Raw genomic sequence first — 21614 nt, forward strand, 5'->3', positions numbered from 1 at the left:
ATTCGGTTATTCTGCATACAGTTCTAAATTGGAGATAACCGACTGGGGTTTTACCACTTGGTAATCTATTTTCTGGTTTTCTTTTACAAGACGAAGCCCCTCTAAAAGTATTTTATCATCAACAGACAAGCCTTCTTTTATTGCAAATAGGTGAGGCATCTCGGCAGCAATAACAACCTCTCTGGATTTTACAGCATTGTTTTTGTCAATTACATATACATATTTTTTATCTAAAACCTCAAATGTGGCTTTCTGAGGTATCAGCATAGCATTTTTCAGTTCTATAGGCATCTGGATGCTTCCTGTTTCTCCGTGTCTCAATAATCTTTTTGGGTTAGGGAAAGTAGCTCTAAAAGGGATGTTTCCTGTTTCATTGTCAAAGTCGGCTTCAATGGTTTCTACAACTCCTGGATATTGGAATTTTTTATTATTGGCCATCAAGAGATTGACTTTCATTTTTCCAGTTTTTCCAGTTTTCTCCTGATAGTCCAGATATTCAGATTCAGGAACATTGTAATACACCCACATCGAGCTGTTATCTGCCAGTTCTGTCAGCAGTTCTCCTTCATCGACCAAACTTCCCTGACGTACATGAAACTTATCTATGATTCCGTCAAAAGGCGCTCTGATTTCTGTAAACTGAAGATGGACTTTGCTTAAAGCCATTTCTGCATCTGCTTTTTCCAGTTTTGCTTTGGCCATTGCCAGTTCGTTTGGAGAAACCACTTTTTCATCGGCCAATTTTTTAGCATTCTGGTATTCAATTGAGCTGAAACTTACCTCTGCTTTGGATTTTTTTAATTCGGCTTCATAAAGTGCAGGCATGATTTTAAATAACAGCTGTCCTTTTTTAACCATCTGGCCTTCGTCGACATAAATTTTTTCAAGATAACCGCGTTCTTGGGCTCTTATTTCGATATGCTGGATGGAATGTATCTGAGATACATAATCTTTTGTAATGGTAGTATCCTTTTCGATTGGATTGGTAACCAGAAATTTGGTTTTTTCCTCTTTTTCTTCTTCTTTTTTAGAATTGCAGCCTGCCAAAACTAAGGCGCACAGACTCATGATCATGAAAATTCTCTTCATAATTATTTCAGCGTTAAAACGTAATTTATTTTTGATTTTTAGGTAAAAAGGCCTTTAGAAACAGACCATAGGAGTTCTTGTCCGTCTATTTTCTAATTAAAGCCTACAGCGGATAAAAACAATAAAGCAGTGAGCTATTGAGCAGCAATAGCCTTAAAAATCAAATTCGGAAAACCTGAAACAGCAGATATACTTTATTATCAAGTAAACTGAAGATTTTGCGGCCATTCACTTTTTGGGTAAAAGCAGTCGCTGAATGGACAAAATGATTGGTGCTGTGAAAAATTAAAAAGTAGTTATTTTTTGCAGGCTGTTTTTGAGCTGCAGAAAAATTGTCTTCATTTTCTTCATTATCAAAAAGGCATATTTTTCTTTTAAAAGATTCAAATGAGCGTCCTCGATTTAATTCCGGTTCATTATGAACATTATTTACAAGAGTGCAGAATGAGAATTTTTTGAAAATTACAATATTACGGTGTGCATAAGCGCTGCCATATCCATTTAGAAGAATGACAATTGAAATGAAGAGTTTAGTGCACCAATTTTTCATAATAGCCACAAATTTAAACAAACGGTGCAATAAAAACAATTGCCGGGATTTATTAATTAGTGAAAATATTATTTTCGCATTATCAGGTTCTTGTTTTTACAATATTATTTTTTTTACGGGCGCATAGTTAGAATAGATCAATAAAAAGAAGATGTTCAAATTTTCATCTTTGCTTTATGCGTATTTGCAGGCAGCTCAATTTACTGGACAAGGCAGTTCTGTTTTCAATTTTGCTGTTACTGCACTAATTGAAAAGCCCAATGCTATGCATTGGGCTTTGATTATTGATTTGATAATTAAATGCTATTTGTATTTGATATTGATGCTGATAATATCAGATGTCATATTTGTGGTTCTGGTGTAATGGCCGTAACGGACCTCCAGAGTGTTCCAGTGTTTAAGGCCGAAAATACCATTTGGCGGGGTGAACTTCATTCCCATTCCGAAAAAACTGCTGTCAAACTTCGACAGATCATAGTTGCTGGTGTAGTATTCGTCCGCGCCAGTATGTTCTGCGTAAGGTTTGAAATATTTGGTGCCGGTCTGGGTATAATATCTGTAAAACGGGCTCAGCGAAAAAGCCTGTGTCAGTTTTACGGGAATTTCCAGATCTGCGGTATGCGCCTTAAGGCTCCAGTCATCGGTATAATATCGATAATATGCCCTTATGATCATGTTATCGCCTAAGAAATAGCTGGCCCTGATTCCCAGGGGAATTTTGAGTCTGGTATCAGGCATTTTTTCCTGGTGCACCGACCCGTCTGCGAAATAAACCCTGTGGAAGGGAAGGCTTAAATACCCGTTCTGGCTGATGAGATCACCCACCAGCATCACCTGAAGGTTTTTGTTTATGATCTGCGAATAGCTCAGGGTTCCCGCAAAGGTATTTCGGCCGGAGCTTCCATATCCATCACTTCCCGGAGTGCGCAGTTCAACGGGTTCAATCAGTTTGAGCTGGTCTATAAAGGTCTGGAATTTAGCGGTGAATTCCCCATTTCGGTCTTTTGTCTTCTGGGAAAAGCTGATATTGCCCCCAAATGACTGGTAGTCAAACTCTGTAGAGGATGAAACCCCGATTCCGATTGTTCTGCCTTTCTGTTCATTTTCCCTTAAATAGTTCAGCGAAGGGTAGAAGCGGTTGTCTGAAGAAGAGGCCGATGAATTGGCGCTCAAGTCAATCATATCCGAAGAGGCGGAAGTATAATGGTCAATTCCGGCTTCTATATCAAAGGTATGCCTGATTCCGGTCTGTCCGTATTTTACCAGTTTCACATCGATGGTGTTGGCTATATCGGTCAGGTGCTCGGATCCGATGCCCCCGGTAACGGCAGAATTGTTCCCGTCCTGCTTGTAATAGCTGGAGACAAGGTTCACTTCTTCGAGTTTTAATTTCCTGCTCTTATAGGACGTGGAATCAGAAGCAGTATCCTGCGCCCTTGCCTGAAAGAGCATCAGCAGGGTAAATCCGGTAATGAATTTTCTTTTCATTTTTGATTTTTGATTTTGCTGTTAATTGCAGCCGCATCCGCCGCCGCTTTTTCCTGAATTTGCCCCGGAAGCTCCCTCTCGGTAGGATTGAAAACTAAGTTCTGTCTTCTCGATTTTTCTGTTGGAAAGCACCATTTCAGAATCGTTTATTTTTCCCTTCTGGTATTCCTTTACCGGGGAGCAGGAGCATAGCAGAATGCCTGTTAGAGCAATGCTGCAGAGCAGTTTCAGGCTTTTTTGTTTTGGCTTTCTCATTTCAGGTTAATGTTTTTTGAAGTGTAAATTTTGTTGCCTTCGTCTATGATGATACAATATAGATCCGGTATCTGATCTATTAAAAACAGTCCTGCTTTAATGCCCATAACGGCTATAGGCGTGGCCATGGCATCTGCAAATTCCGCGTTCGGAGCTATGATGGTCACGCTTTTTATCCCGGTTATCGGCAGTCCTGTTTTTGGGTCAATGGTATGGGAGTATTTTTTGCCGTCGATTGTTATATATTTTTCATAATTGCCCGAGGTGGCCACAGCCCTGTCGGATATTTCCATATAAGAGAATGCAGCGTTTGGCCATTCGGGATCGGCCACGCCGATGGTCCATTTTTGCCCGTTTGGCTGCAGTCCCCAGGCGCAGAGGTCACCGCTGGCATTGATAATGCCGCTCTGTACATTGTGTCTTAAAAGCACCTGTTTGGCCATTTCTGCAGCATAGCCTTTTCCAATGCCTCCAAAACCGATCCGCATGCCTTTCTCCCTTAGATATACCGCGGTATTTTCCCTGTCCAGGATAATATTGCGGTAATTGATAAGATGCACCATTTTAAGTGCTGTACGGACATCGGGGAGCTTAGCCATGGATTTGTCAAAATTCCAAAGGCTTTTGTCAATGCTCCCGTAAGAGATATCAAAAGCGCCCTGGGTAATTGCCGAAATCCCGATGCTTCTTTCAATTAAATTAAAAACTTCCAGATCTACACTCACGGGCCTGATTCCGGCATTGTCATTGATCAGATTGGTCTGGCTGTCCTCTTTATAGGTAGTCAGAAGTTTTTCGATCCGCCGTATTTCGTCAACGGCCAGATTGATGTACCCATTACCCGTCCTTTGATTCTCAGCCACAACGGTAATGGTAAAGCTGTTTCCCATCAGTTTTAGGGACTGGGAATACTTCTGTGTTTTTGGAATGTTATTTTCGGCTCTCACAGATCGCTTTTATTTCGGCAGTCCACTCATCGGGTGTTTTTTCGGGTTTTCCATGCCAGGTTTTGATTACCCTGCCCTCAGCATCCAGAAGCAGCGTTAAGGGAAAGCTGCCTTCCTTGTTGTAGATTTCCGCTAAATCTTCATTTCGTTTAATCTGTTGTGCAGATCCCATATTTTTCTTTTTTCTGGGAAAATCAGCATTGACCAGTACTAAATTTTCATTTGCCATAGCTGTAAAGCCGGGACTTTCAAAATAGTCCCTGCGTGTTGCAATGCAGGGGCTGCACCAGTCCGAGCCCGAGAAGTTCAACAGGATTAATTCATGTTTTTCTTTTGCAGTTTTTTTTGCATTAGCAAAGTCAGGTTCCCAATTTATGGGCAGAACCGTCACCAGCAGCAGTAATGTAATGAGCTTCATTTGCAGTTTTTTTTTTGGGGATATATACGAAATAACGAATTGAGCGGTTTCTTATTTTTTCTAATTGCTTAAGATTGGCTTAAATCTTAAATGAAAAAAAATTATGAAGTCTGCACCCCGAATATATAGCCGACCAGCGCCGATGCGGCCATCGCAAAAGTTCCCCAGATGCAGATGCGGAGCACTGCAGTGAAGATTTTTGACCCTCCGGCCCTTGCGGCCAAAAAGCCGGAAAATGCCAGAAACAGGATAGAGCAGCCATACTGGTAGAAGACCATCTGATTTATAGGGGCAAAAATGGCGACAAGAAGAGGAAATAATCCGCCGATGGTAAAGGAAACTGCTGATGCAAAAGCAGCCATAAATGGATTGGCCTGGGTAATTTCATTGATCCCGAGTTCATCCCTTGCATGGGCTTCAAGGGCATTATAAGCCGTCAGCTGCACAGCGACCGCTCTGGCAAGTTCTTCACTGAGCCCCCTTTGGGTGTAGATCGCCGCAAGTTCTTCAAGCTCTTCTTCAGGGGCGGTCTGAAGTGCTGTTTTTTCTCTTTTCAGGTCTGCCTGCTCAATATCTGCCTGCGAGCTGACAGATACATATTCACCCGCCGCCATAGAAAGCGCGCCTGCAGCAAGTCCGGCTACCGCTGCCAGCAGGATCGGCTCTCTGGAAACACTTGCGGCCGCCACGCCGATTGCTAAGCTGGTGGTGGATAAAATCCCGTCATTAGCCCCAAGGACCGCTGCCCTTAACCAGCCGCTTCTATTGATGTAATGGTTTTCGATGTGCATTTTTTATTTGAATAACAGTTTGACCCAGTCACGCTTTTCAGCGGTTTTTTCGGTGCCTCCAAAATTTGTTTTGAGCAGTTCCCTGATTTGAAATTTTGTTTTGTTCCTGGTGCTTTTATCCCAAAGAGCAAAATCATAGATATGAATCTGGGCTGCATTGGGATTAATGGCCAGTGCAACCCCAGAGATGAGATCTTTATATTTTTTTATTTCATTAAAAATACTCCGGCTTGGAACCACTATGAGCACCGTTTCCCAGTTCAGATATTCTTTGGAAATATCATTTCTTTCAAGCAGGCCAAGCGATTCAATTAAAGCCGTTATTTTTTGTCTGTTCAGCCGGTCAATTTTTTCATCTATGCTTTTAAGAACATCCTGGAGCGACTCTTTATCAATAGCATTCATTTTCATCGGTTTAATTCAAACTAAAATTAATTCAAAATATCTTTCCCTGTTAACGGAAAACCAGTAGAATGATTCTAAATTTTATTAACGTGGAAAAAGCAGCAGAAAAATTCCTCTGTTAAAATTTAAAGAAGCTTTTTTGAAGCTCGTATTATTTATATTCAATGGTTTGATCCGGATATGGCTGAGATTTTCTGGATCAGCCTTGATGATATCTTTCATTTTACGATTGGAATAACAGTAATTAAGTTTTAAATTTGTAAATATGACAAAACTGATCAACTTAAAAATATTCGCTCATTTTTTCCGCTCCTCTTCGGCAGGCGGCATTTTTTTGATAATCTCCCTGCTGGTGTCATTGGCCATTGCCAATTCTGGCTGGTCGGAAGCTTTTAAAGGGATGCTTAACTTTGAACTGGGATTCAATACAGCCTGGATTCATTTAAGATATCCTGCAGGGCTTTGGATCAATGACGGGCTGATGGCGGTTTTCTTCCTGATGGTCGGGCTGGAGATAAAAAGAGAAGTTATAGAAGGGGAGCTTTCCTCTTTTTCCCATGCGGTTCTGCCTGTTCTGGCCGCGGCGGGAGGGGTGGCGGTCCCTGCCCTCATTTACGCATTTTTTAATGCCTCGGATCCCCAAACGGCTAAAGGCTGGGGCATTCCTATGGCTACCGATATCGCCTTTGCACTTGGAATTTTATCGCTTTTGGGCAGCAGAGTGCCTTCGGGCCTGAAGATTTTTCTGGCCGCCCTTGCGATTGTCGATGATTTGATTGCAATTTTAGTGATAGCCTTATTCTATTCCTCGGAGCTCAGCTTTATGTATCTGGGTTATGCGGGAGCATTGCTGGTCTTATTGGTCATTTTTAACCGCTCAGGTGTTAAAAACCTGCTGTTTTATCTGCTCCCGGGGATATTGATCTGGTATTTTATACATCATTCCGGCATCCATGCGACCATAGCCGGGGTGCTGGTGGCGATGACCATACCAACCAATGAAGACGATACCGAGTCGCCGCTTGAAAAACTGGAGCATTCCCTTGCACGTCCTGTCAATTTTCTGATCATGCCTGTCTTTGCGCTTGCCAACACCAATATTACTTTTGAATCTGCAATGATAGAAGGGCTTTTCAGCAGTCTGGGGCTTGGCATAGGCCTGGGCCTTTTTTTGGGCAAGCCTGTCGGGATTTTCATCATGTCGTGGCTGTCGGTAAAGCTGAAAATAGCCGCACTGCCCGAATCTGTCACCTGGGTGCATGTGCTCGGACTTGGACTGCTGGGAGGAATAGGCTTTACGATGTCCATATTTATTGCTTTACTGTCTTTTGACGATGCGCTGCTGCAGAATGAAGCCAAATTTGCCATACTGGCCGCCTCCACGGCGGCGGGCATCACAGGCTTCTCCATCCTGAGGCTGTACAGCAGAAAACAGAAAATGACACTTTAGTGAGCCTAGTGCCTGCGGAAGAGTTCCACATCATTTACCGATAAGCGCTCATTGAGCCATTTCTGCAGTTTTTCGCTGTCGGTTCTGGAAAGGTCTTTTGACGCGTCATAGATAACAGCCGTTATCGAAGTAATGCTGTCTTTAGGGCTTACAAGGGTATTTCTGCTGATCGATAATGAATTGACGGCAGGGTAGAGCGCGCGGGTTTCTTTGAGGATCTGGCGGCTGTCAAATTTCTTTGCGGCCAGTTCTTTCTCCAGCTGCATGATCCTGACATCTTTCAGGTTCATTTCATTTTCGCTGCTTTTGATCTGGCTTAGGATATCTCCCTTCAAGGCATTGAAACGGTCGGTGCTGTCCTGGCGGATCAGCAGCCGTGTGCCGGCAAGGTATTTGTTCCGGCTGAGTCTTTGGGCCAGGTCTTTTATTTCTGCCTCAGAAAAGCGTTTTGAGAGGAAGGCCAGTTCGAGCTTTTTGTTTTTAGGGTTGAAGTCCGTCTTTCTGTAGACGATGGTATATCCTTTGGCGGAAAATTCATTTTCAATAAAAAGATCCGCATTTTTTTTGAACTGCTGTTCCCTGTAAAGCGAATAGGCAAGATAGCTGCTGGGCACCAGCATAACAGTGATCAGAAAGGCGATGATGTATCTGACCCTTTTCTGATGGGTTTCATCTATCTGCTTTACGGGGGGATAGTTCAGGTATTTTATAATCAGAAAGGTGGCGATACCTATAAAGACACAGTTGATGCTGTAGAGGTAGAAAGCCCCCAGAAAAAATTTCCACTGTCCGGTTGCCAGTCCGTAACCTGCCGTACAGAGCGGCGGCATAAGCGCTGTTGCAATGGCCACACCGGGAATCGGGTTCCCTTTTTCGGACCTGGTCACGGCAATAACCCCCACGAGTCCTCCAAAGAAGGCTATCAGGATATCGTAAATATTGGGAGCGGTTCTGGCCAGCAGTTCGGACTGCACGTCCTTAAAGGGGCTCATGTAAAAATAAAGGGCGGATACCGCAAGACTTACAGCAGTTGCCGTAAGCAGGTTATTAAGTGATTTCTTAAGCAGAGAGAAGTCATAGATGCCCAAAGCAAACCCGGCGCCTACTATCGGCCCCATTAAAGGGGATATCAGCATGGCTCCGATAATCACCGCGGTGGAGTTTACATTGAGCCCGACCGATGCGACAATTATGGCGCAGGCCAGAATCCAGAGATTGGCACCTTTGAAGGTGATGTTTTTCTTAACGGCTTCGAGTGTTTTTGCCCTGTCGTCCTCCCCTTCATGAAGGTTCAGCAGATCTGTCAGTATTTTCATAATCTTAAAATTCAAAAGTTTTCATTGCTTTTATTGCCCCGCGCATCACTAAGATAAGGCTAATTTTGCTAATTGATAACAGAATAGGAAAAAGATAGCGCAGGGGCGCCCGATCTGTCATATGAAGCCCCTATTCGAAAATCATTGATTTGAGCCTGTTGCGGTAGGATTCCAGAACGTCTGACTTGGTTATAAAGCCGTAATATTTTCCGTTTTTGAGCACCGGGAGAAAGACCTTGCCGCTTTTCTCAAATTTTTTCATCACCGTTTCCATGCTGTCAAAAAGATGCACGGGCTGCACGGGCTGTGTCATGATATCCCTGACCAGAATATTTTCTGTTTTCAGATTATCGAAAATCACTTCCCTTATGTCATTGAAGTATACCAGTCCCCGAAGCTCATTGCCATTATCGAGGGCTGCAAAAATCACCTGGTCGGAATGTGCCAGAAGCCCGGCGACGTCTGCAAGCGGCTGGCCGGGTTCCACGGTCAGATAATCTTTTTTTATCAGGTCTTCAATCTCAAGGGTGCAGAGGATATTAGCATCCTTATTGCTGGTAAAGGCATTTCCTTTTCTGGCCAGGTTCTTTACATCCAGGGAGTGCTTTTCAAAACGTTTGGAAACGGCAAAACTTACCGAGGCGACAATCATCAGGGGGATCATCAGATCGTATCCTCCGGTTATTTCCGCGATAAGGAAAATGGCGGTCAGAGGCGCGTGAAAAAGACCGCTCAGTATGCCGGCCATGCCCACCAGGGTAAAATTGCCTACAGGCAGATCGGTAAGGCCCGAGAGGTTTAAAAGTTTTGAGAAGAAATATCCGGCATATGAGCCCAGGAAGAGGGAAGGGGCAAAATTCCCCCCGTTGCCGCCGCTTCCCAATGTTATGCCTGAAGCAAAAGCTTTGAGCAGCATGGAAGCCCCGACAAAGCCCAGCAGCATCCAGTCGTTGGAAGCGAAACCTGAAAACAGGGTGTTTTCAAGCAGCCTTCCGGGATCTTTATCTGCAAGGGTTTTGATGCTTTCATAACCTTCTCCGAAAAGGGTGGGGAATATAAAGATCATAAGCCCCAGTATGCAGGCGCCGATAAGGGCTTTTTTATAGGGGCCGTATTTTAAATGCGCAAAGGCATGTTCGGTCCTTAAAAAATTGCGGGCGTAGAACACTGCTGTAAAGCCCGTAAAAAGCCCCATCAAAACATAGAAGGGAATATTATGGTAGTCAAAGGTCTGTTTTTCGCGGAAAGCCAGCAGTATGTTTTCATTCAGTACGATAGCCGAAACCAGCGCACCTGTGGCCGCAGCGATCATTATAGGGGTGAAAGCCGAAATGGTCACATCGACAAGCAGCACCTCGATGGCAAAAAGAACCCCGGCAATCGGTGCATTGAATGCGGCGGCAATGCCGGCTGCCACCCCGCATCCGATCAGCAGCGTGCGCTCCTGATAGCTCAGCCTGAACTGCTGGGCATAATTGGACCCGAATGCGGCCCCTGTGATCACGATAGGGCTTTCCAGCCCGGCAGACCCTCCAAGTCCGACGGTCAGCGAACTGGTCATAATCTGGGCGTACATCTGCTTTTTAGGGATAATGCTGGCTTTTCTGGCCACTATGTACAATATTTGGGAAGTCCCCTTTTCCAGGGTTCCGCCCAATGCTTTTTTCACTACCAGAACAGTAAGCAGGATACCGGCAACAGGCAGAAGGCTGTTTATGAAACTCAATTTTAATGTTGCGTTGATATAGGTTGCAAATGAATATACCCAGTGGGCGAAGGCCTTTAAAAAGATTACCGCAAAGGCCGCCGTAATGCCGATAAGTACGCTTGAGAGAAAAATAAATTGTTTGCGGGAGAGCTGCCGCTGTCCGAGCATTAGTATCTGTTTTGCTTTGATTAGCTGTTTTTTGAACATTGTGCCGAATAAAATAGTGTAGAAATGCAAATATAAACCCCGAAAACGCCTGCTGCTAAAATATAGTGTTAATGTAATGCCAATTTTTCAAAATTTGAGATCAGCAATCCGCATCGGCCGCTGGATTTCTGATTTCGTATTTCAAGTTCCCTGGAAAATGCGGATACAGTTTGGATATTTTAACCCAGAGGATCACTATTTTCACTAAATTTTAAATTTTTCTTTCAAGTCTTGCCCAATAGTTCTTTTGCCCGTGCCGTAAGGATCATATGCCTGTTTCAGCCTGTATAAGATTACTTGGAGATGGGTTTTGTTATTAAAAACAGAAGCATTAGAATGATTCTAAATTTGGTTTTGTATTGTTTTCAGGCATAAAATTATATTAAGTTAGTGCTTGGGATTCAGCTTCTTTTTTACCTGCTTTAGTGCTTTTTTATTTTTAATGCCTGCATAGCAGCAAGAAGGACACGATAGCGGCGAGATCAGATCAATTGTTAAATTTATTTTATAAAGTCAATATGTATACCCTAAATACGCAGCTGGCTTATTTTAAATACAGTTTTAATTTTAAAAGGCTGCTCCTGCATATTAAATGGTTTAAACTTGAAAAAGCAGCTGATTTAAGATTGCAGGGAGTCTGCTTTGACCAGGCAGAACTCCAGAATTTCAAGAGTTTTATTGACCGGAACAAGCTTAATTTTCCCGGTTCGTGTTTTATCGGGCAGGCCGGTGCAGAAGGATTGGATCTCCCTTCAGAGAATCCCGTGTCTCAAAGCGATCTGCCGTTTTATCTTATTTTATCAAAGAATCCAAAACCGGGCGCAGAGCATTTGATGGCTCAAGTCCAGATCATCACCCTTACCGATGATAATTATGAATCTATGGCTGCATATAATCTTGATTTTGATGTTATCGGGAAGATAGAAATTTATAAGAATGCAGCAGCCTGTAAGGTAAATCTATCTGATAAATTAATTCTATAAAATGTACCAATATTTAATTTTGAATTACAGATCTGCCCTGGCCGGCGAGCAGGGAATACTCAATAGGGCAAGAATGAAACTATTGGCTGTAATATTGATTTTATTCATTTTTCAGCGCATCATTTCACTTTTTCTGCTCCTTGGGCAGGCTGAGGGTTTTTATATCTGGCGCAGTGCCTTGCTGCTGCTTTTCTTAACGGCACTGCTTATTTTTCTGTTCTGCGGGTTTTCGTGGAGACTTCTTGGCCATGCATACATATGGATTGTAAGTATTTTGATATGGTCGGCCATTGTAACATTAAGGCAGGGAGTGAATTTAGTGACCCTGCAGTATATTTTGATTATAATCTCGGTTGCCTATTATATTTTAGGCACCCGCTGGGGGCTTATTTATTCGCTTGCCAATATAGTGCCTGTAACGGCAATGGTTTTTCTGGCTCCTTATACAGGCATTGATCTGATGCAGGCTGATCTGAATTTAAACATGAGAGCTTTTAATTTCTTATTTGTCTACAATTTCTTCAGCCTGCTGTTTGTCCATTATTTCTTTTTTGATGCTTTTAAAAAAACAAACCAGAGGGAGCGCCAGCTCAGCCTGAGCCTGAAGCAGTCGCTGAAAGACGCCCAGGATCTTGCATCGGCCAAAACCAACTTTCTTTCCACTATGTCCCATGAACTGCGCACACCTTTAAATGCCGTTGCAGGTATGGCTGAATTATTGGCAATGTCGGATTTGAAACCCGCAGACAGGGAAAACCTGGAAGTGCTGCGTTTCTCTGCCCAGAACCTTATGTTTATCATTAATGACATTTTAGATTTTAATAAAATAGATGCTGATAAGGTAGTGCTTAAAAATGACGGGGTTCGGCTGGATTTGCTTCTGAAAAATATTTACAGGTCATTTGCTGCTGAAACTCAGGCAAAAAATATTGGGTTTGACCTTCAATGCGATCCGGGTCTTGAAAACGTAAAATTACTGGGCGATAAAGACAGGCTTTCACAGATTTTGTTCAATATAGTCGGAAATGCCGTCAAATTCACCATCCAGGGCAGTGTTGCAGTGCAAGCGGCAATCTCTGAAAGGGATAGGGAGAAGCTGACTGTTTTGTTTATCGTCAGAGATACCGGCATAGGAATTTCGCCTGAGGAGCAGCATCAGATTCTTGATCCCTTTGTGCAGAAAAACAGCAAATCAAACAGGCAGTTCTATGGTACAGGTCTGGGGCTCACTATTGCCAGCAGGCTGATCAGCCTTAAAGGCGGTGTTTTGAAAATTTCAAGCAGTGAAGGGCATGGGGCGGAATTGAGTTTTGAGCTGGCTTTTAAAATGATCACCAGCGCGGATTCCGGCGGCGATTTTAAGAGCCTTCCCAGTGAAAAAGATATAAGTTCTTTGAGGGTTTTGGCTGCAGAGGACAATGCAGTGAATATTATGGTCATTAAAAAGCTTCTCAATAAGTGGAATATCCAGCCGGTTATAGCCCGTAATGGAAGAGAAGCACTGGATGCTGTAATTTCCAATGATTATGATCTTGTGCTCATGGATATAAACATGCCCCTGATGGATGGTTTTGAAGCGGCGCAGATGATACGAAATCTCCCTGATAAGGCAAAGGCATCCATTCCGATTATTGCCTTAACCGCATCGGTTGATTTTAGCAGCAGCCAGCAGTCTGGATGCGAATATATAAATGATTATATCCTAAAACCGTTTTCTGCAGCCCTGCTGAAAGAAAAACTGGATCAATTAATGGGGGCGCATTAAATATGCGGCGATAAGCTGTATGTTTTTTATTGCCCTGATTATTTCAAGGCAGCTCATCTAAGGACTTCTCTGCTTTTCTTATGTTTTTATTCCATTTATGCCATCCGGCGAAGTAAAACTGCGTATTAATTTTGTTTAATTATTTTTAAAAAATATTAAACAAAATAACTATCTTTAATGCTGGATACTGCTCTTTATTTAAGCGGCAGTTCTGCGAAATGAGCGTATGAAAGAAAATATGATCCAGCGCCATCCGCTGAAAAATCACCTAATGCCCCGGGAAGCTGCCCAAATGGCTGGCTATCTTATTTCCGGGGCATCGGCTTCAATATCTGGACAGGTTTTTTCAATGGATTACAAACTGGTGAGTTTTAAATCATAAAAGATAATTATGAAGATTCTCTTGACCGGCGCCACGGGATATATTGGAAAAAGGCTCCTTGTGATCTTAATCGGCCAAGGGCATGAAGCGGTATGCTGCGTGAGGGATAAAAACAGGTTTTATTATCCTGAGGGGGCTGAAAAAAGCATTCAGCTCATCGAAGCTGATTTTCTCGATAAGCAGAGCCTGGAGGCTATACCTGATGATATTGATGCCGCCTATTATCTGATCCATTCCATGTCCGGTTCTGGCTCTGATTATGATAGACTGGAAAGTATTGCCGCGCAGAATTTTACAGACAGGATCGATGCGACGGCTGCCCGTCAGATTATTTACCTCAGCGGTATTGTAAATGGCCGGAATTTATCAAAGCATCTGTCTTCCAGAAAAGCAGTGGAGGATATTTTAAATGCATCAAGGGTTCCGGCGGCAACATTAAGGGCAGGTATTATTGTGGGCTCGGGAAGCGCCTCATTTGAAATCATACGCGGCCTGGTGGATAAACTTCCTGTTATGGTCACCCCAAAATGGCTCAATACCAGGTGCCAGCCCATAGCGGTGTCCGATGTGCTGGAGTTTCTGATCCGCTCACTTCTCAATGAAAAGACCTATCATGAGAGTTTTGATATCGGCGGTCCGGATATATTGACCTATAAAGAAATGCTGCTGGGGTTTGCCCGGGCTAAAAAACTAAAAAGATATATTTTTACCGTGCCGGTGATGACTCCAAAATTATCGTCTTACTGGCTTTATTTTGTTACCTCCGTTTCCTTTAGGCTTGCTTCGGCACTGGTCAGCAGCATGAAGGTGGAGGTGGTCTGCAGAGATAACCGCATCAATGCGCTGCTGGGCGTAAACCCAATGCCTTACAAAGAGGCCCTTGAAAAGGCTTTGGTAAAAATCAATTGGGATGCGGTAATTTCAAGCTGGAAAGATTCCCTTATAAGCGGCCGGTTCAAGGGAAATGTTTCCCACTATCTTAAGGTGCCCAAAAAGGGCTGCTTTATTGACAGAAGGAAAAAAGCAGTGCGGAACAGAGATTATACAATCGGCAGAATCTGGGCCATAGGCGGAGAAACGGGATGGTATTATGCGGACTGGCTTTGGGATCTGCGGGGATTTATCGACAAGGTTTTTGGAGGTGTGGGCCTTAGAAGGGGAAGGACCCATAAAAATGAGCTTCATCCCGGGGATGCGCTGGATTTCTGGCGTGTGGTCTATGCGGACAAAGCGGAGGGAAAACTTATTTTATACGCCGAAATGAAACTGCCCGGTGAGGCCTGGCTGGAATTTAAGATCATTAATAATGATTTATATCAGGCCGCAACCTTTAAGCCCAGAGGACTCATAGGCAGGCTCTACTGGTATTGCGTGCTTCCATTTCATGGTTTTATATTCGGGGGAATGCTTAAAAAATTAATCTAGCAAGTATCGAAAATGGCTGCTGCATTGGTTTATAAAAAAAAGCACCTGTGATGTACAGATGCTTTTTCAAAGTGGTTTTTATAGTATATTAGGCTTTCACTACATTTACTGCGTTCGGCCCTTTTTGGCCTTCTTTTACCTCGTACCTCACCGGGTCATTCTCACGGATATTTTCCGATAGGCCTGAAACATGGACAAAAATTTCGTTTCCTCCGTTATTTGGCGTTATAAATCCGAATCCTTTTTCTTCATTGAAGAATTTTACTGTACCTTCCTGCATCTTAATTGTTTAATTTGTCCAAATGTAGTCTATTGAAACGCGGTAAAGGGTAAAAAATAAATAAATTGTGCTTTTATTAACTTTTGGCAGCAGGTTTAAAGGCATAATTGGTCTTCTGCGGCCCATATTACATTTAATTAAATATAATATTTTTACTATACATTTGTTTTCTGCCCGCTGAACGCATAAAATAGTGCAGCTTTTCTATCAATTGCCTTTAATAATTTTCGTAATTTTTCCAACAGCAGAGCATCGATTATAAATAATGGACTGCTCATAATCCTGAAAATTCTATTTTTTTGTTTATTTTTCAATAAAAAAAGACAGCTGTTTTTGGCAGCCGGCCTCCAAAAAGAGGCAGCCGGCCCGTATAGCTGTTTTTAGCGCACTGCCGCCGGTGCAGTGTTTTTGGCTCTGGAGCCTGCGGGTCTGTTTTCGGGACAGCTAAAACCCTTTGGGGCATGTACATGGCAAAACAGCCCAAAGGGTCGACATTTGTTATTGCAGGAGAGATTCGTGAATTATTTTTCTGCAGTCATCTCTGATCCTGCATGCCCGACCGGAGAAGTGAATCTAACACAGTAAAATCCAAATTTATGTACAGCAGAATAAATGAGAATATAAAAACGCTGAGAGAGCTTAAAAATTACACCCAGCAGTATATGGCCTTAAGGCTTGATATGACCCAGGCGGGCTACAGCAAAATTGAAAAAGGCGCAAGCAGTGTGAGTTTTGAAAAGCTGGAAGAAATTGCAGCAGTCTTTGAAATGGATGTGAGAAACATCATAAGCTTTGACATCAGCGGGTACCTGGACCCCGGATTTAAAAGCAGTGCCGCTGCAGGGCAGCACAGCGCTTTAAACAGGCTCTACACGGACAAAATTGCCCTTCTGGAGAAACTGCTGGAAAAAACCGACAGGGAGCTCAATGTCTATAAAAATAAATTCGGGGGCCTCTAATACGGTTCTTCGCAGGCTGGCAGCAGGCAGCAGGGGCTTAAAAAACCTGCGGGAAACAGTACTGGCTGCAGTTAGGGGCCCCGTTTTTCTTCACAGGCCGGGAAAATTGCGTATATTGAGCTGTTAATAATCTTTTGCATAGTCAGATATTTTTAAAGTTTTAAGTCAATATAGATTTTAGATATGACTTTTTAAATTCGAACATTGCTTAACTGCCCTACCGATAAAATGGGGCGTATTGTGCCAGAAACTATGAAAAATATCTATTTTGCCGATGATGATCCCGATGACAGGGAAATTTTTGCCGAGCTTTTCTATGAGATGTTCCCTGTGGAGGGCCTGAGGCTTTTTGAAAGTGGCAAAGCGCTGACCGATGCCCTCTCTGCGCCGGCCGGCCCGCTCCCGGACCTTATCCTTCTTGATCTGCAGATGCCTTTAAAAGATGGTTTTGAATGCCTTAAAGAAATACGCGGCGGCAGAGAAGATATAAAAGACATCAGGGTTATCATTTTTTCCACCTCGTCAAATCCCCGCCAGGTGGAGCTTGCCCTTGGTATGGGGGCAGATTCTTATGCCGTCAAGCCCGTCTTGTACAGGGATTTGAAATCCCTGATACGCAGGATAGTGGAAATGGACTGGGAAGATCCCCAGGCGGACCGAGGTCTGCTTTTGCGCTGATGCGGCCTGAATTGATCCGGGCGGCGGTTTAAAGCAGCCCGCACTGCATTAAAAAAAAACAGATGGAAGTGTAAAATGGAAGATTACGTTTTTAGGCCGCCGTGCCGCATTTTGCCGCCCTGCATTTTTCCTGGGCTGTTTTTTTATCTGTTTTATTCCCCCTAAAGCCTGCAGTAAAGACAAAGGCAGGCCTCTGCGGTGGAAATTGTGGAATAATCTTAAAGCGGCATGTAACATCCCGGGCATTAAAAACCTGTATATTCGTTTTAAAAATAGACTGCAGCCATGGAAGGAACTTTACAGCTTTTAAGAGATATAGTGGATAATGCCCCGCTGCCCATAGGGGTGTATACCGGCAGTGAATTAAAGATAGAACTGGCCAATCTGGCGATGATAAAAACCTGGGGCAAAGGCGATAAGGTGCTGGGCCGAAGCTATATTGAGGTGCTTCCCGAGCTTGGGAAGCAGCGCATTTTTGAACAGGCCCTTGAGGTTTATAGAACCGGCAGCGCATTTCATGCCAAGGATAAAAGGGTGGATATTGTAATGGACGGGCAGCAGAAGACTTTTTATTTCAATTACTGCTTTATGCCCCTTTTCGATCAGCAGGGACTTGTCTATGGGGTGATGAACACTGGGATGGATATCACCGATCTTCATCTGGCAAAGGAAAAAGTGCAGAGTTCCGAAGAGCAGCTTCGCATGGCCGTTGAGGCATCGGGGATGGGCACCTACGAAATAGACCTGCTGAGCCAGTCCATAGCGACTTCGGGCAACTTCAGTTCTATTTGGGATATAAAAGATACCATTACAAATGAAAAGATCATATCAAAGCTTCATCCCGATGATATAGCAGTGCGTGAGAAAGCCCACCTTGATGCCCAGAAGAGCGGAGTGATTTCCTATCAGGCCAGGATCATAAATGAGGACAAATCGCTGCGATGGACCAATATCACCGGTAAAATAATCAGAGATGAGAACGGGAAGCCGGTTAAAATCACCGGCATTATCGAGGATATAGACCGCCGGAAGACCCTGGAGGAACAGCTTCGAAAGGAGGCACGCGAAACTACCCAGGAGCTCCAGCGTTCCAATGACGATCTGCAGCATTTTGCCAATCTGGTCAGCCATGACCTCAGGGAGCCGGTGCGCAAGGTCAAAACCTTTATCAGCCGGATGCGCGATGAAATGCAGTCCGATTTCAGCCAGAGGCTGGAATGGTATGTGGGAAAGATCGAACATTCCGCCCACAGGATGCAGAATGTCATTGAAGGCATACTGGCCTATTCCGCCGCAGACAAGAAAAAACAGCCCGTGGAGCGCATTGACCTTAACAGGATCCTGGAAGGGATCAAGACCGACCTTGAACTGGTCATACAGGAGAAAAATGCGGTCCTTATCAGCTCTGAGCTCCCTGAGATTCAAGGGGCAAGGATCCTGATCCAGCAGCTTTTCTACAACCTGGTGCACAATGCCCTTAAGTTTTCAAGGGCGGAAATTCCTCCAAAGGTCATTATCAGCAGCAGTCTGGTTCAGGGCAGCGGCGGGGATCTGGTGCAGGTCTGCATTCAGGACAACGGAATCGGCATTGATAAGGCATACAGCGAGCGGATCTTCACAGCCTTTGAGCGCCTTCATTCCAAGGACCAGTACGAAGGCAGCGGTCTTGGGCTGTCACTCTGCAGAAAGATTGCGGAGCGCCACGGGGGGACCATCACAGCATCAGGGGAAAAGGACAAGGGGGCCGTCTTTACGGTCGTGCTGCCCTTAAAGCAGCAAAGCACTGCGCTTTAGGCCGTGCGGGATATTTTTTAACATTCAGGCATGACCGGGCAGCCTTTTTAATCACTATATTTGATTTATAATCACAGCGGTTTATAAACGGAATTTTTTACAATGCACAAACAAGTACGATTCAGGGTGAAAAAGGATCTGGAGCCCCGCCAGCAGCTCAGGGTAATTAAATTAAAAGGAAGCCTCATCTCAAAAGGCTATACCGAGATTATCCACATCATGGACCAGGACCAGCAGTATCATCTCAACACTTTTGAGACCCAGTCAGATAAACAAAATGAAGTGCGGCAGTATATAGCGGCCTTTATCAGCAGTGAGAACCTCTCTGAGGCCATAACAATAGATTAACCGGCTTAACTCAATTTGACCAGGATTATTACCCATGCCCGTCTGCTGTACACAGGCGGGCATTTTTTTGTTTTGGCGCCAAAGAATCCGAAAAGCCCGTTTTTACTTCATAATGCACAGCTGGGAATGATGATCTGAGGAGCCCTTATGTGCCGGATATCCCGCTGCTTTCAATATTATCGGCCAATGGAAATCTTTTAAGCATTTTTGCCCTACATTTGACAGGTAAAAACCCCTCCAATATGATAAGTTCCGATAATTCCAGCACGGCCCCTGAGGGGGAAAATGAAAAAGAGCCTGTAAAGATCCTGCTGGCCGAGGATGACACCGAGGACCAGGAATTGTTCCTGGATGCCCTTCAGGAAGCGCAGATTTCCTCTGAGGTAACGGCCGTGGAAAATGGGCAGGAGCTCCTCGATACCCTCAGGGATGAATCCCAGGGTGATCCGGATATTATTTTTATAGATGTCAATATGCCCGTTAAAGACGGAAAGAAGGCGCTGGAAGAAATAAAGAAAGACGATGAGCTTCGGGACATCCCGGCCGTTATGCTCTCCACCTGGGACCATCCTTCAGACATTGAAGATGCCTTTGGGAAGGGGGCGGACCTTTATGTGCAGAAACCGAGTTCTTTTGCAGGCTTTGTGCTGGTGCTCAAGAAAGTATTCCTTCTGCACTGGGCCAAAGCTTTATTGAGGCCGGTCAGAAAATTATTTTTTGTTTCGGAAAAGAACATATCACAAGGGGACTCCTAAGGAATTCATACCCGAAGCCGGCTGCTTTTTCTACTGTATGGCTTTTATCCATTATAGAATGCTTTATTTTTGGAGCTTTTTCCCGCTATACGTTACAATCTTTGCGGCGAACCCCGCCGCAAAGGATTTTCACTGCTATCGGGGCTGGCCCTTATTATGTGCTGCCTTTAAAAAGCAGGTGTAAGTCTGTATTAGGATCATTGAAAATAAATAGTAATTATAAGTGCTTTTGGATACTTTTGCAGGGTTATAATGCTAACCATTGTCTCAGGCGGAAGCAAAAAAAATAAATTTATATATGCCATACAAGAATATACTTCTCATTGATGATGACAGTGATGATACGCTTTTTTTTATTGAGGCTCTCAGCACGCTAAGCAGCGAAGTCAATTGCCGTACAATGCATAATCCCTTTAAAGCATGGGAAGAGCTGCAGGTTTTAGAAGAGTTGCCTGATATCATATTCTTAGATTATAATATGCCCATGATAAGCGGACTGGAATTTATTAAGCGCATGCAGCAGGCAGAGCGCTTAAAGCATATTGAGGTCATTATGCTTTCGACACCTCCCGAGCAGGTAATGCTGCCATGGCTCTACAGGAACAATATATCGGTAAAATATATATCAAAGCCGGCAGGTATCCAGGAACTTCAAGAGATACTGCCGGGAATCTTATGTCCGTTGATGCAATAAGCTGCAGAATTTAATTTCGAGTGCTCAGCATGGTCAATTGCATATAGTATTCCGGATTGAAACCTTAGTTTACTGAAATATAAACAGGTCTAAAATTCATTAATAAAATGGCCCATTAATAGATACGGCTTACTTTTTTGAATAGGCATATTCATGTCTGAGTATCCATTTATTTTCTCCCGAGAAGAGAACTTCTTTTCGCATGGAAAATGAGGTGCCGCTTATTGTATAGGTTTGTTTGATCAGGGCCTGTTTATTATCATTGCCGTCTTTTCCCTGTCTTTGGGTTACTATCTGTATCCGGCCACCGGCTTGTTCAGTTCTTGAGATTACCTGTTCTTTTCCAATGTATTTCCCATCTTTTGAAATGCTGATAATCTGGGTCGAGTTGGCGCTTTTCTCTTTAGGGTAGGTATTGATGAATTCAAATTCATTGGAATCATTGATCCTTTTAACCTCAATGTCAGCCGCCATTGTATAGGGTCTGCCGGATGAATAATCAAGGTAGGTCAGGCTTCCGGTCCAGCTTCCGGACAATTGCTGGAAGTCCTTTAAAAGCTGCTCTGCATTTTTCTGGGCATCTGCGCAATGTGCGGTGAACAGTGTAATGAGTAATGCTGTAATAGCGGTGATTTTTTTCATTAGCGTTGTTTTTAAATTATACATTTTTGCTTGTGCATTATAAAAATAATCAGAAAAAAGACAAACAGAATTGACTTTGGGTAAGTTTTCAGCGGCCGCTTTTTTTTAAATCTGAGTTATCATTTTTTTTACTATAAAGACCTTTATATTTTTGATTTGCTGCACTTGATTTATTTTTTATTGTTTTGAGCCCCGACAGCAGTACTGTTTTTTGCATCTTAAGGATGGGCGTGCAAATGGATCAAAAAAGCAAAAAACATTTTCAGCTGATTATATCCAGGATGG

23 protein-coding genes are annotated in these 21614 nt (G+C 43.5%); 11 read left to right on the plus strand and 12 right to left on the minus strand.

The genetic code is table 11. The features are described 5' to 3' along the window. Positions 1 to 6: 6 nt before the first annotated feature. The 8 genes from QMG60_RS15200 to QMG60_RS15235 all read right to left on the minus strand — a co-directional run bounded on the left by QMG60_RS15200 (position 7) and on the right by QMG60_RS15235 (position 5943). Positions 7 to 1089, minus strand: a complete 1083-nt coding sequence (locus QMG60_RS15200) for an efflux RND transporter periplasmic adaptor subunit (protein WP_281865501.1) — start codon at positions 1087 to 1089, stop codon at positions 7 to 9. A gap of 160 nt (positions 1090 to 1249) precedes the next feature. After that, positions 1250 to 1639, minus strand: coding sequence for a hypothetical protein (locus QMG60_RS15205; RefSeq protein ID WP_281865502.1), 390 nt, complete (start codon positions 1637 to 1639; stop codon positions 1250 to 1252). Positions 1640 to 1942: 303 nt separating this feature from the next. Beyond that, a complete protein-coding gene (locus QMG60_RS15210; protein ID WP_281865504.1) occupies positions 1943 to 3127 on the minus strand; it encodes a DUF3570 domain-containing protein in 1185 nt (394 codons plus the stop codon). Between the two features lie 21 nt (positions 3128 to 3148). Beyond that, entirely contained in the window at positions 3149 to 3382 is a 234-nt protein-coding gene (locus tag QMG60_RS15215) for a DUF4266 domain-containing protein (RefSeq protein WP_202002438.1), read from the minus strand. Continuing rightward, positions 3379 to 4329, minus strand: coding sequence for an FAD:protein FMN transferase (locus tag QMG60_RS15220; RefSeq protein ID WP_281865505.1), 951 nt, complete (start codon positions 4327 to 4329; stop codon positions 3379 to 3381). The genes QMG60_RS15215 and QMG60_RS15220 overlap by 4 nt, the downstream gene beginning before the upstream one ends. Next, the gene (locus QMG60_RS15225) at positions 4313 to 4747 is read right to left on the minus strand and encodes a thioredoxin family protein (RefSeq protein WP_281865506.1); all 435 of its coding nucleotides are present in this window, start codon (positions 4745 to 4747) and stop codon (positions 4313 to 4315) included. The genes QMG60_RS15220 and QMG60_RS15225 overlap by 17 nt, the downstream gene beginning before the upstream one ends. A 101-nt stretch (positions 4748 to 4848) precedes the next feature. Next, complete coding sequence (locus QMG60_RS15230) at positions 4849 to 5538, minus strand: VIT family protein (protein ID WP_281865507.1); 690 nt, start codon at positions 5536 to 5538, stop codon at positions 4849 to 4851. 3 nt (positions 5539 to 5541) lie between these two features. Continuing rightward, a complete protein-coding gene (locus QMG60_RS15235; RefSeq protein ID WP_281865508.1) occupies positions 5542 to 5943 on the minus strand; it encodes a hypothetical protein in 402 nt (133 codons plus the stop codon). A 265-nt stretch (positions 5944 to 6208) separates the two neighbouring features. Here QMG60_RS15235 and nhaA point away from each other — a divergent pair, with 265 nt between their 5' ends. Then, entirely contained in the window at positions 6209 to 7393 is a 1185-nt protein-coding gene (gene nhaA, locus QMG60_RS15240; protein ID WP_281865509.1) for a Na+/H+ antiporter NhaA, read from the plus strand. Between the two features lie 5 nt (positions 7394 to 7398). Here the strand turns inward: nhaA and QMG60_RS15245 are convergent, their stop codons facing one another. Next, positions 7399 to 8709 carry a DUF389 domain-containing protein gene (locus QMG60_RS15245; protein WP_281865510.1) on the minus strand — a complete coding sequence of 437 codons (1311 nt, stop codon included), beginning with the start codon at positions 8707 to 8709 and terminating at the stop codon, positions 7399 to 7401. A 130-nt stretch (positions 8710 to 8839) separates the two neighbouring features. Continuing rightward, entirely contained in the window at positions 8840 to 10624 is a 1785-nt protein-coding gene (locus QMG60_RS15250) for a chloride channel protein (RefSeq protein WP_281865511.1), read from the minus strand. Between the two features lie 518 nt (positions 10625 to 11142). Between QMG60_RS15250 and QMG60_RS15255 the strand changes: the two genes are divergently transcribed. The 4 genes from QMG60_RS15255 to QMG60_RS15270 all read left to right on the plus strand — a co-directional run bounded on the left by QMG60_RS15255 (position 11143) and on the right by QMG60_RS15270 (position 15179). Continuing rightward, entirely contained in the window at positions 11143 to 11607 is a 465-nt protein-coding gene (locus tag QMG60_RS15255) for a hypothetical protein (RefSeq protein ID WP_281865512.1), read from the plus strand. A gap of 73 nt (positions 11608 to 11680) precedes the next feature. Beyond that, positions 11681 to 13372: an ATP-binding protein gene (locus QMG60_RS15260; RefSeq protein ID WP_281865513.1), complete on the plus strand. Its 1692-nt coding sequence runs from the start codon at positions 11681 to 11683 to the stop codon at positions 13370 to 13372. Between the two features lie 226 nt (positions 13373 to 13598). Further along, positions 13599 to 13754, plus strand: coding sequence for a hypothetical protein (locus tag QMG60_RS15265; RefSeq protein ID WP_281865514.1), 156 nt, complete (start codon positions 13599 to 13601; stop codon positions 13752 to 13754). A 9-nt stretch (positions 13755 to 13763) separates the two neighbouring features. Further along, positions 13764 to 15179 carry an SDR family oxidoreductase gene (locus QMG60_RS15270; protein ID WP_281865515.1) on the plus strand — a complete coding sequence of 472 codons (1416 nt, stop codon included), beginning with the start codon at positions 13764 to 13766 and terminating at the stop codon, positions 15177 to 15179. Between the two features lie 88 nt (positions 15180 to 15267). Here the strand turns inward: QMG60_RS15270 and QMG60_RS15275 are convergent, their stop codons facing one another. Beyond that, positions 15268 to 15459, minus strand: coding sequence for a cold shock domain-containing protein (locus QMG60_RS15275; protein ID WP_281865516.1), 192 nt, complete (start codon positions 15457 to 15459; stop codon positions 15268 to 15270). A gap of 596 nt (positions 15460 to 16055) precedes the next feature. Between QMG60_RS15275 and QMG60_RS15280 the strand changes: the two genes are divergently transcribed. From QMG60_RS15280 to QMG60_RS15305, 6 genes are all read left to right on the plus strand, one after another. Beyond that, the gene (locus tag QMG60_RS15280; RefSeq protein ID WP_281865517.1) at positions 16056 to 16418 is read left to right on the plus strand and encodes a helix-turn-helix transcriptional regulator; all 363 of its coding nucleotides are present in this window, start codon (positions 16056 to 16058) and stop codon (positions 16416 to 16418) included. Positions 16419 to 16670: 252 nt separating this feature from the next. Further along, a complete protein-coding gene (locus QMG60_RS15285) occupies positions 16671 to 17096 on the plus strand; it encodes a response regulator (RefSeq protein WP_281865518.1) in 426 nt (141 codons plus the stop codon). A 285-nt stretch (positions 17097 to 17381) separates the two neighbouring features. After that, positions 17382 to 18890: an ATP-binding protein gene (locus QMG60_RS15290; protein WP_281865519.1), complete on the plus strand. Its 1509-nt coding sequence runs from the start codon at positions 17382 to 17384 to the stop codon at positions 18888 to 18890. Between the two features lie 102 nt (positions 18891 to 18992). Then, positions 18993 to 19238 carry a hypothetical protein gene (locus QMG60_RS15295; protein ID WP_281865520.1) on the plus strand — a complete coding sequence of 82 codons (246 nt, stop codon included), beginning with the start codon at positions 18993 to 18995 and terminating at the stop codon, positions 19236 to 19238. 242 nt (positions 19239 to 19480) lie between these two features. Beyond that, positions 19481 to 19993, plus strand: a complete 513-nt coding sequence (locus QMG60_RS15300) for a response regulator (RefSeq protein ID WP_281865521.1) — start codon at positions 19481 to 19483, stop codon at positions 19991 to 19993. A 298-nt stretch (positions 19994 to 20291) separates the two neighbouring features. After that, a complete protein-coding gene (locus tag QMG60_RS15305) occupies positions 20292 to 20687 on the plus strand; it encodes a response regulator (RefSeq protein WP_281865522.1) in 396 nt (131 codons plus the stop codon). A 129-nt stretch (positions 20688 to 20816) separates the two neighbouring features. Here QMG60_RS15305 and QMG60_RS15310 read toward each other — a convergent pair whose 3' ends face one another. Continuing rightward, on the minus strand, positions 20817 to 21329 hold the full coding sequence (locus tag QMG60_RS15310; RefSeq protein WP_281865523.1) for a hypothetical protein: 513 nt from the start codon (positions 21327 to 21329) through the stop codon (positions 20817 to 20819). Positions 21330 to 21614 lie beyond the last annotated feature (285 nt).

Source organism: Flavobacterium sp. GSB-24 (genome assembly GCF_027924665.1).
GTDB lineage: Bacteria > Bacteroidota > Bacteroidia > Flavobacteriales > Flavobacteriaceae > Flavobacterium.

Bases quoted from the DNA above. Each gene is read 5' to 3' on its own strand.
- QMG60_RS15200 (WP_281865501.1), bottom strand. From the start codon at position 1,089: ATGAAGAGAATTTTCATGATCATGAGTCTGTGCGCCTTAGTTTTGGCA.
- QMG60_RS15205 (WP_281865502.1), bottom strand. From the start codon at position 1,639: ATGAAAAATTGGTGCACTAAACTCTTCATTTCAATTGTCATTCTTCTA.
- QMG60_RS15210 (WP_281865504.1), bottom strand. From the start codon at position 3,127: ATGAAAAGAAAATTCATTACCGGATTTACCCTGCTGATGCTCTTTCAG.
- QMG60_RS15215 (WP_202002438.1), bottom strand. From the start codon at position 3,382: ATGAGAAAGCCAAAACAAAAAAGCCTGAAACTGCTCTGCAGCATTGCT.
- QMG60_RS15225 (WP_281865506.1), bottom strand. From the start codon at position 4,747: ATGAAGCTCATTACATTACTGCTGCTGGTGACGGTTCTGCCCATAAAT.
- QMG60_RS15230 (WP_281865507.1), bottom strand. From the start codon at position 5,538: ATGCACATCGAAAACCATTACATCAATAGAAGCGGCTGGTTAAGGGCA.
- QMG60_RS15235 (WP_281865508.1), bottom strand. From the start codon at position 5,943: ATGAATGCTATTGATAAAGAGTCGCTCCAGGATGTTCTTAAAAGCATA.
- nhaA (WP_281865509.1), top strand. From the start codon at position 6,209: ATGACAAAACTGATCAACTTAAAAATATTCGCTCATTTTTTCCGCTCC.
- QMG60_RS15245 (WP_281865510.1), bottom strand. From the start codon at position 8,709: ATGAAAATACTGACAGATCTGCTGAACCTTCATGAAGGGGAGGACGAC.
- QMG60_RS15250 (WP_281865511.1), bottom strand. From the start codon at position 10,624: ATGTTCAAAAAACAGCTAATCAAAGCAAAACAGATACTAATGCTCGGA.
- QMG60_RS15255 (WP_281865512.1), top strand. From the start codon at position 11,143: ATGTATACCCTAAATACGCAGCTGGCTTATTTTAAATACAGTTTTAAT.
- QMG60_RS15260 (WP_281865513.1), top strand. From the start codon at position 11,681: ATGAAACTATTGGCTGTAATATTGATTTTATTCATTTTTCAGCGCATC.
- QMG60_RS15265 (WP_281865514.1), top strand. From the start codon at position 13,599: ATGAAAGAAAATATGATCCAGCGCCATCCGCTGAAAAATCACCTAATG.
- QMG60_RS15270 (WP_281865515.1), top strand. From the start codon at position 13,764: ATGAAGATTCTCTTGACCGGCGCCACGGGATATATTGGAAAAAGGCTC.
- QMG60_RS15275 (WP_281865516.1), bottom strand. From the start codon at position 15,459: ATGCAGGAAGGTACAGTAAAATTCTTCAATGAAGAAAAAGGATTCGGA.
- QMG60_RS15280 (WP_281865517.1), top strand. From the start codon at position 16,056: ATGTACAGCAGAATAAATGAGAATATAAAAACGCTGAGAGAGCTTAAA.
- QMG60_RS15285 (WP_281865518.1), top strand. From the start codon at position 16,671: ATGAAAAATATCTATTTTGCCGATGATGATCCCGATGACAGGGAAATT.
- QMG60_RS15290 (WP_281865519.1), top strand. From the start codon at position 17,382: ATGGAAGGAACTTTACAGCTTTTAAGAGATATAGTGGATAATGCCCCG.
- QMG60_RS15295 (WP_281865520.1), top strand. From the start codon at position 18,993: ATGCACAAACAAGTACGATTCAGGGTGAAAAAGGATCTGGAGCCCCGC.
- QMG60_RS15300 (WP_281865521.1), top strand. From the start codon at position 19,481: ATGATAAGTTCCGATAATTCCAGCACGGCCCCTGAGGGGGAAAATGAA.
- QMG60_RS15305 (WP_281865522.1), top strand. From the start codon at position 20,292: ATGCCATACAAGAATATACTTCTCATTGATGATGACAGTGATGATACG.
- QMG60_RS15310 (WP_281865523.1), bottom strand. From the start codon at position 21,329: ATGAAAAAAATCACCGCTATTACAGCATTACTCATTACACTGTTCACC.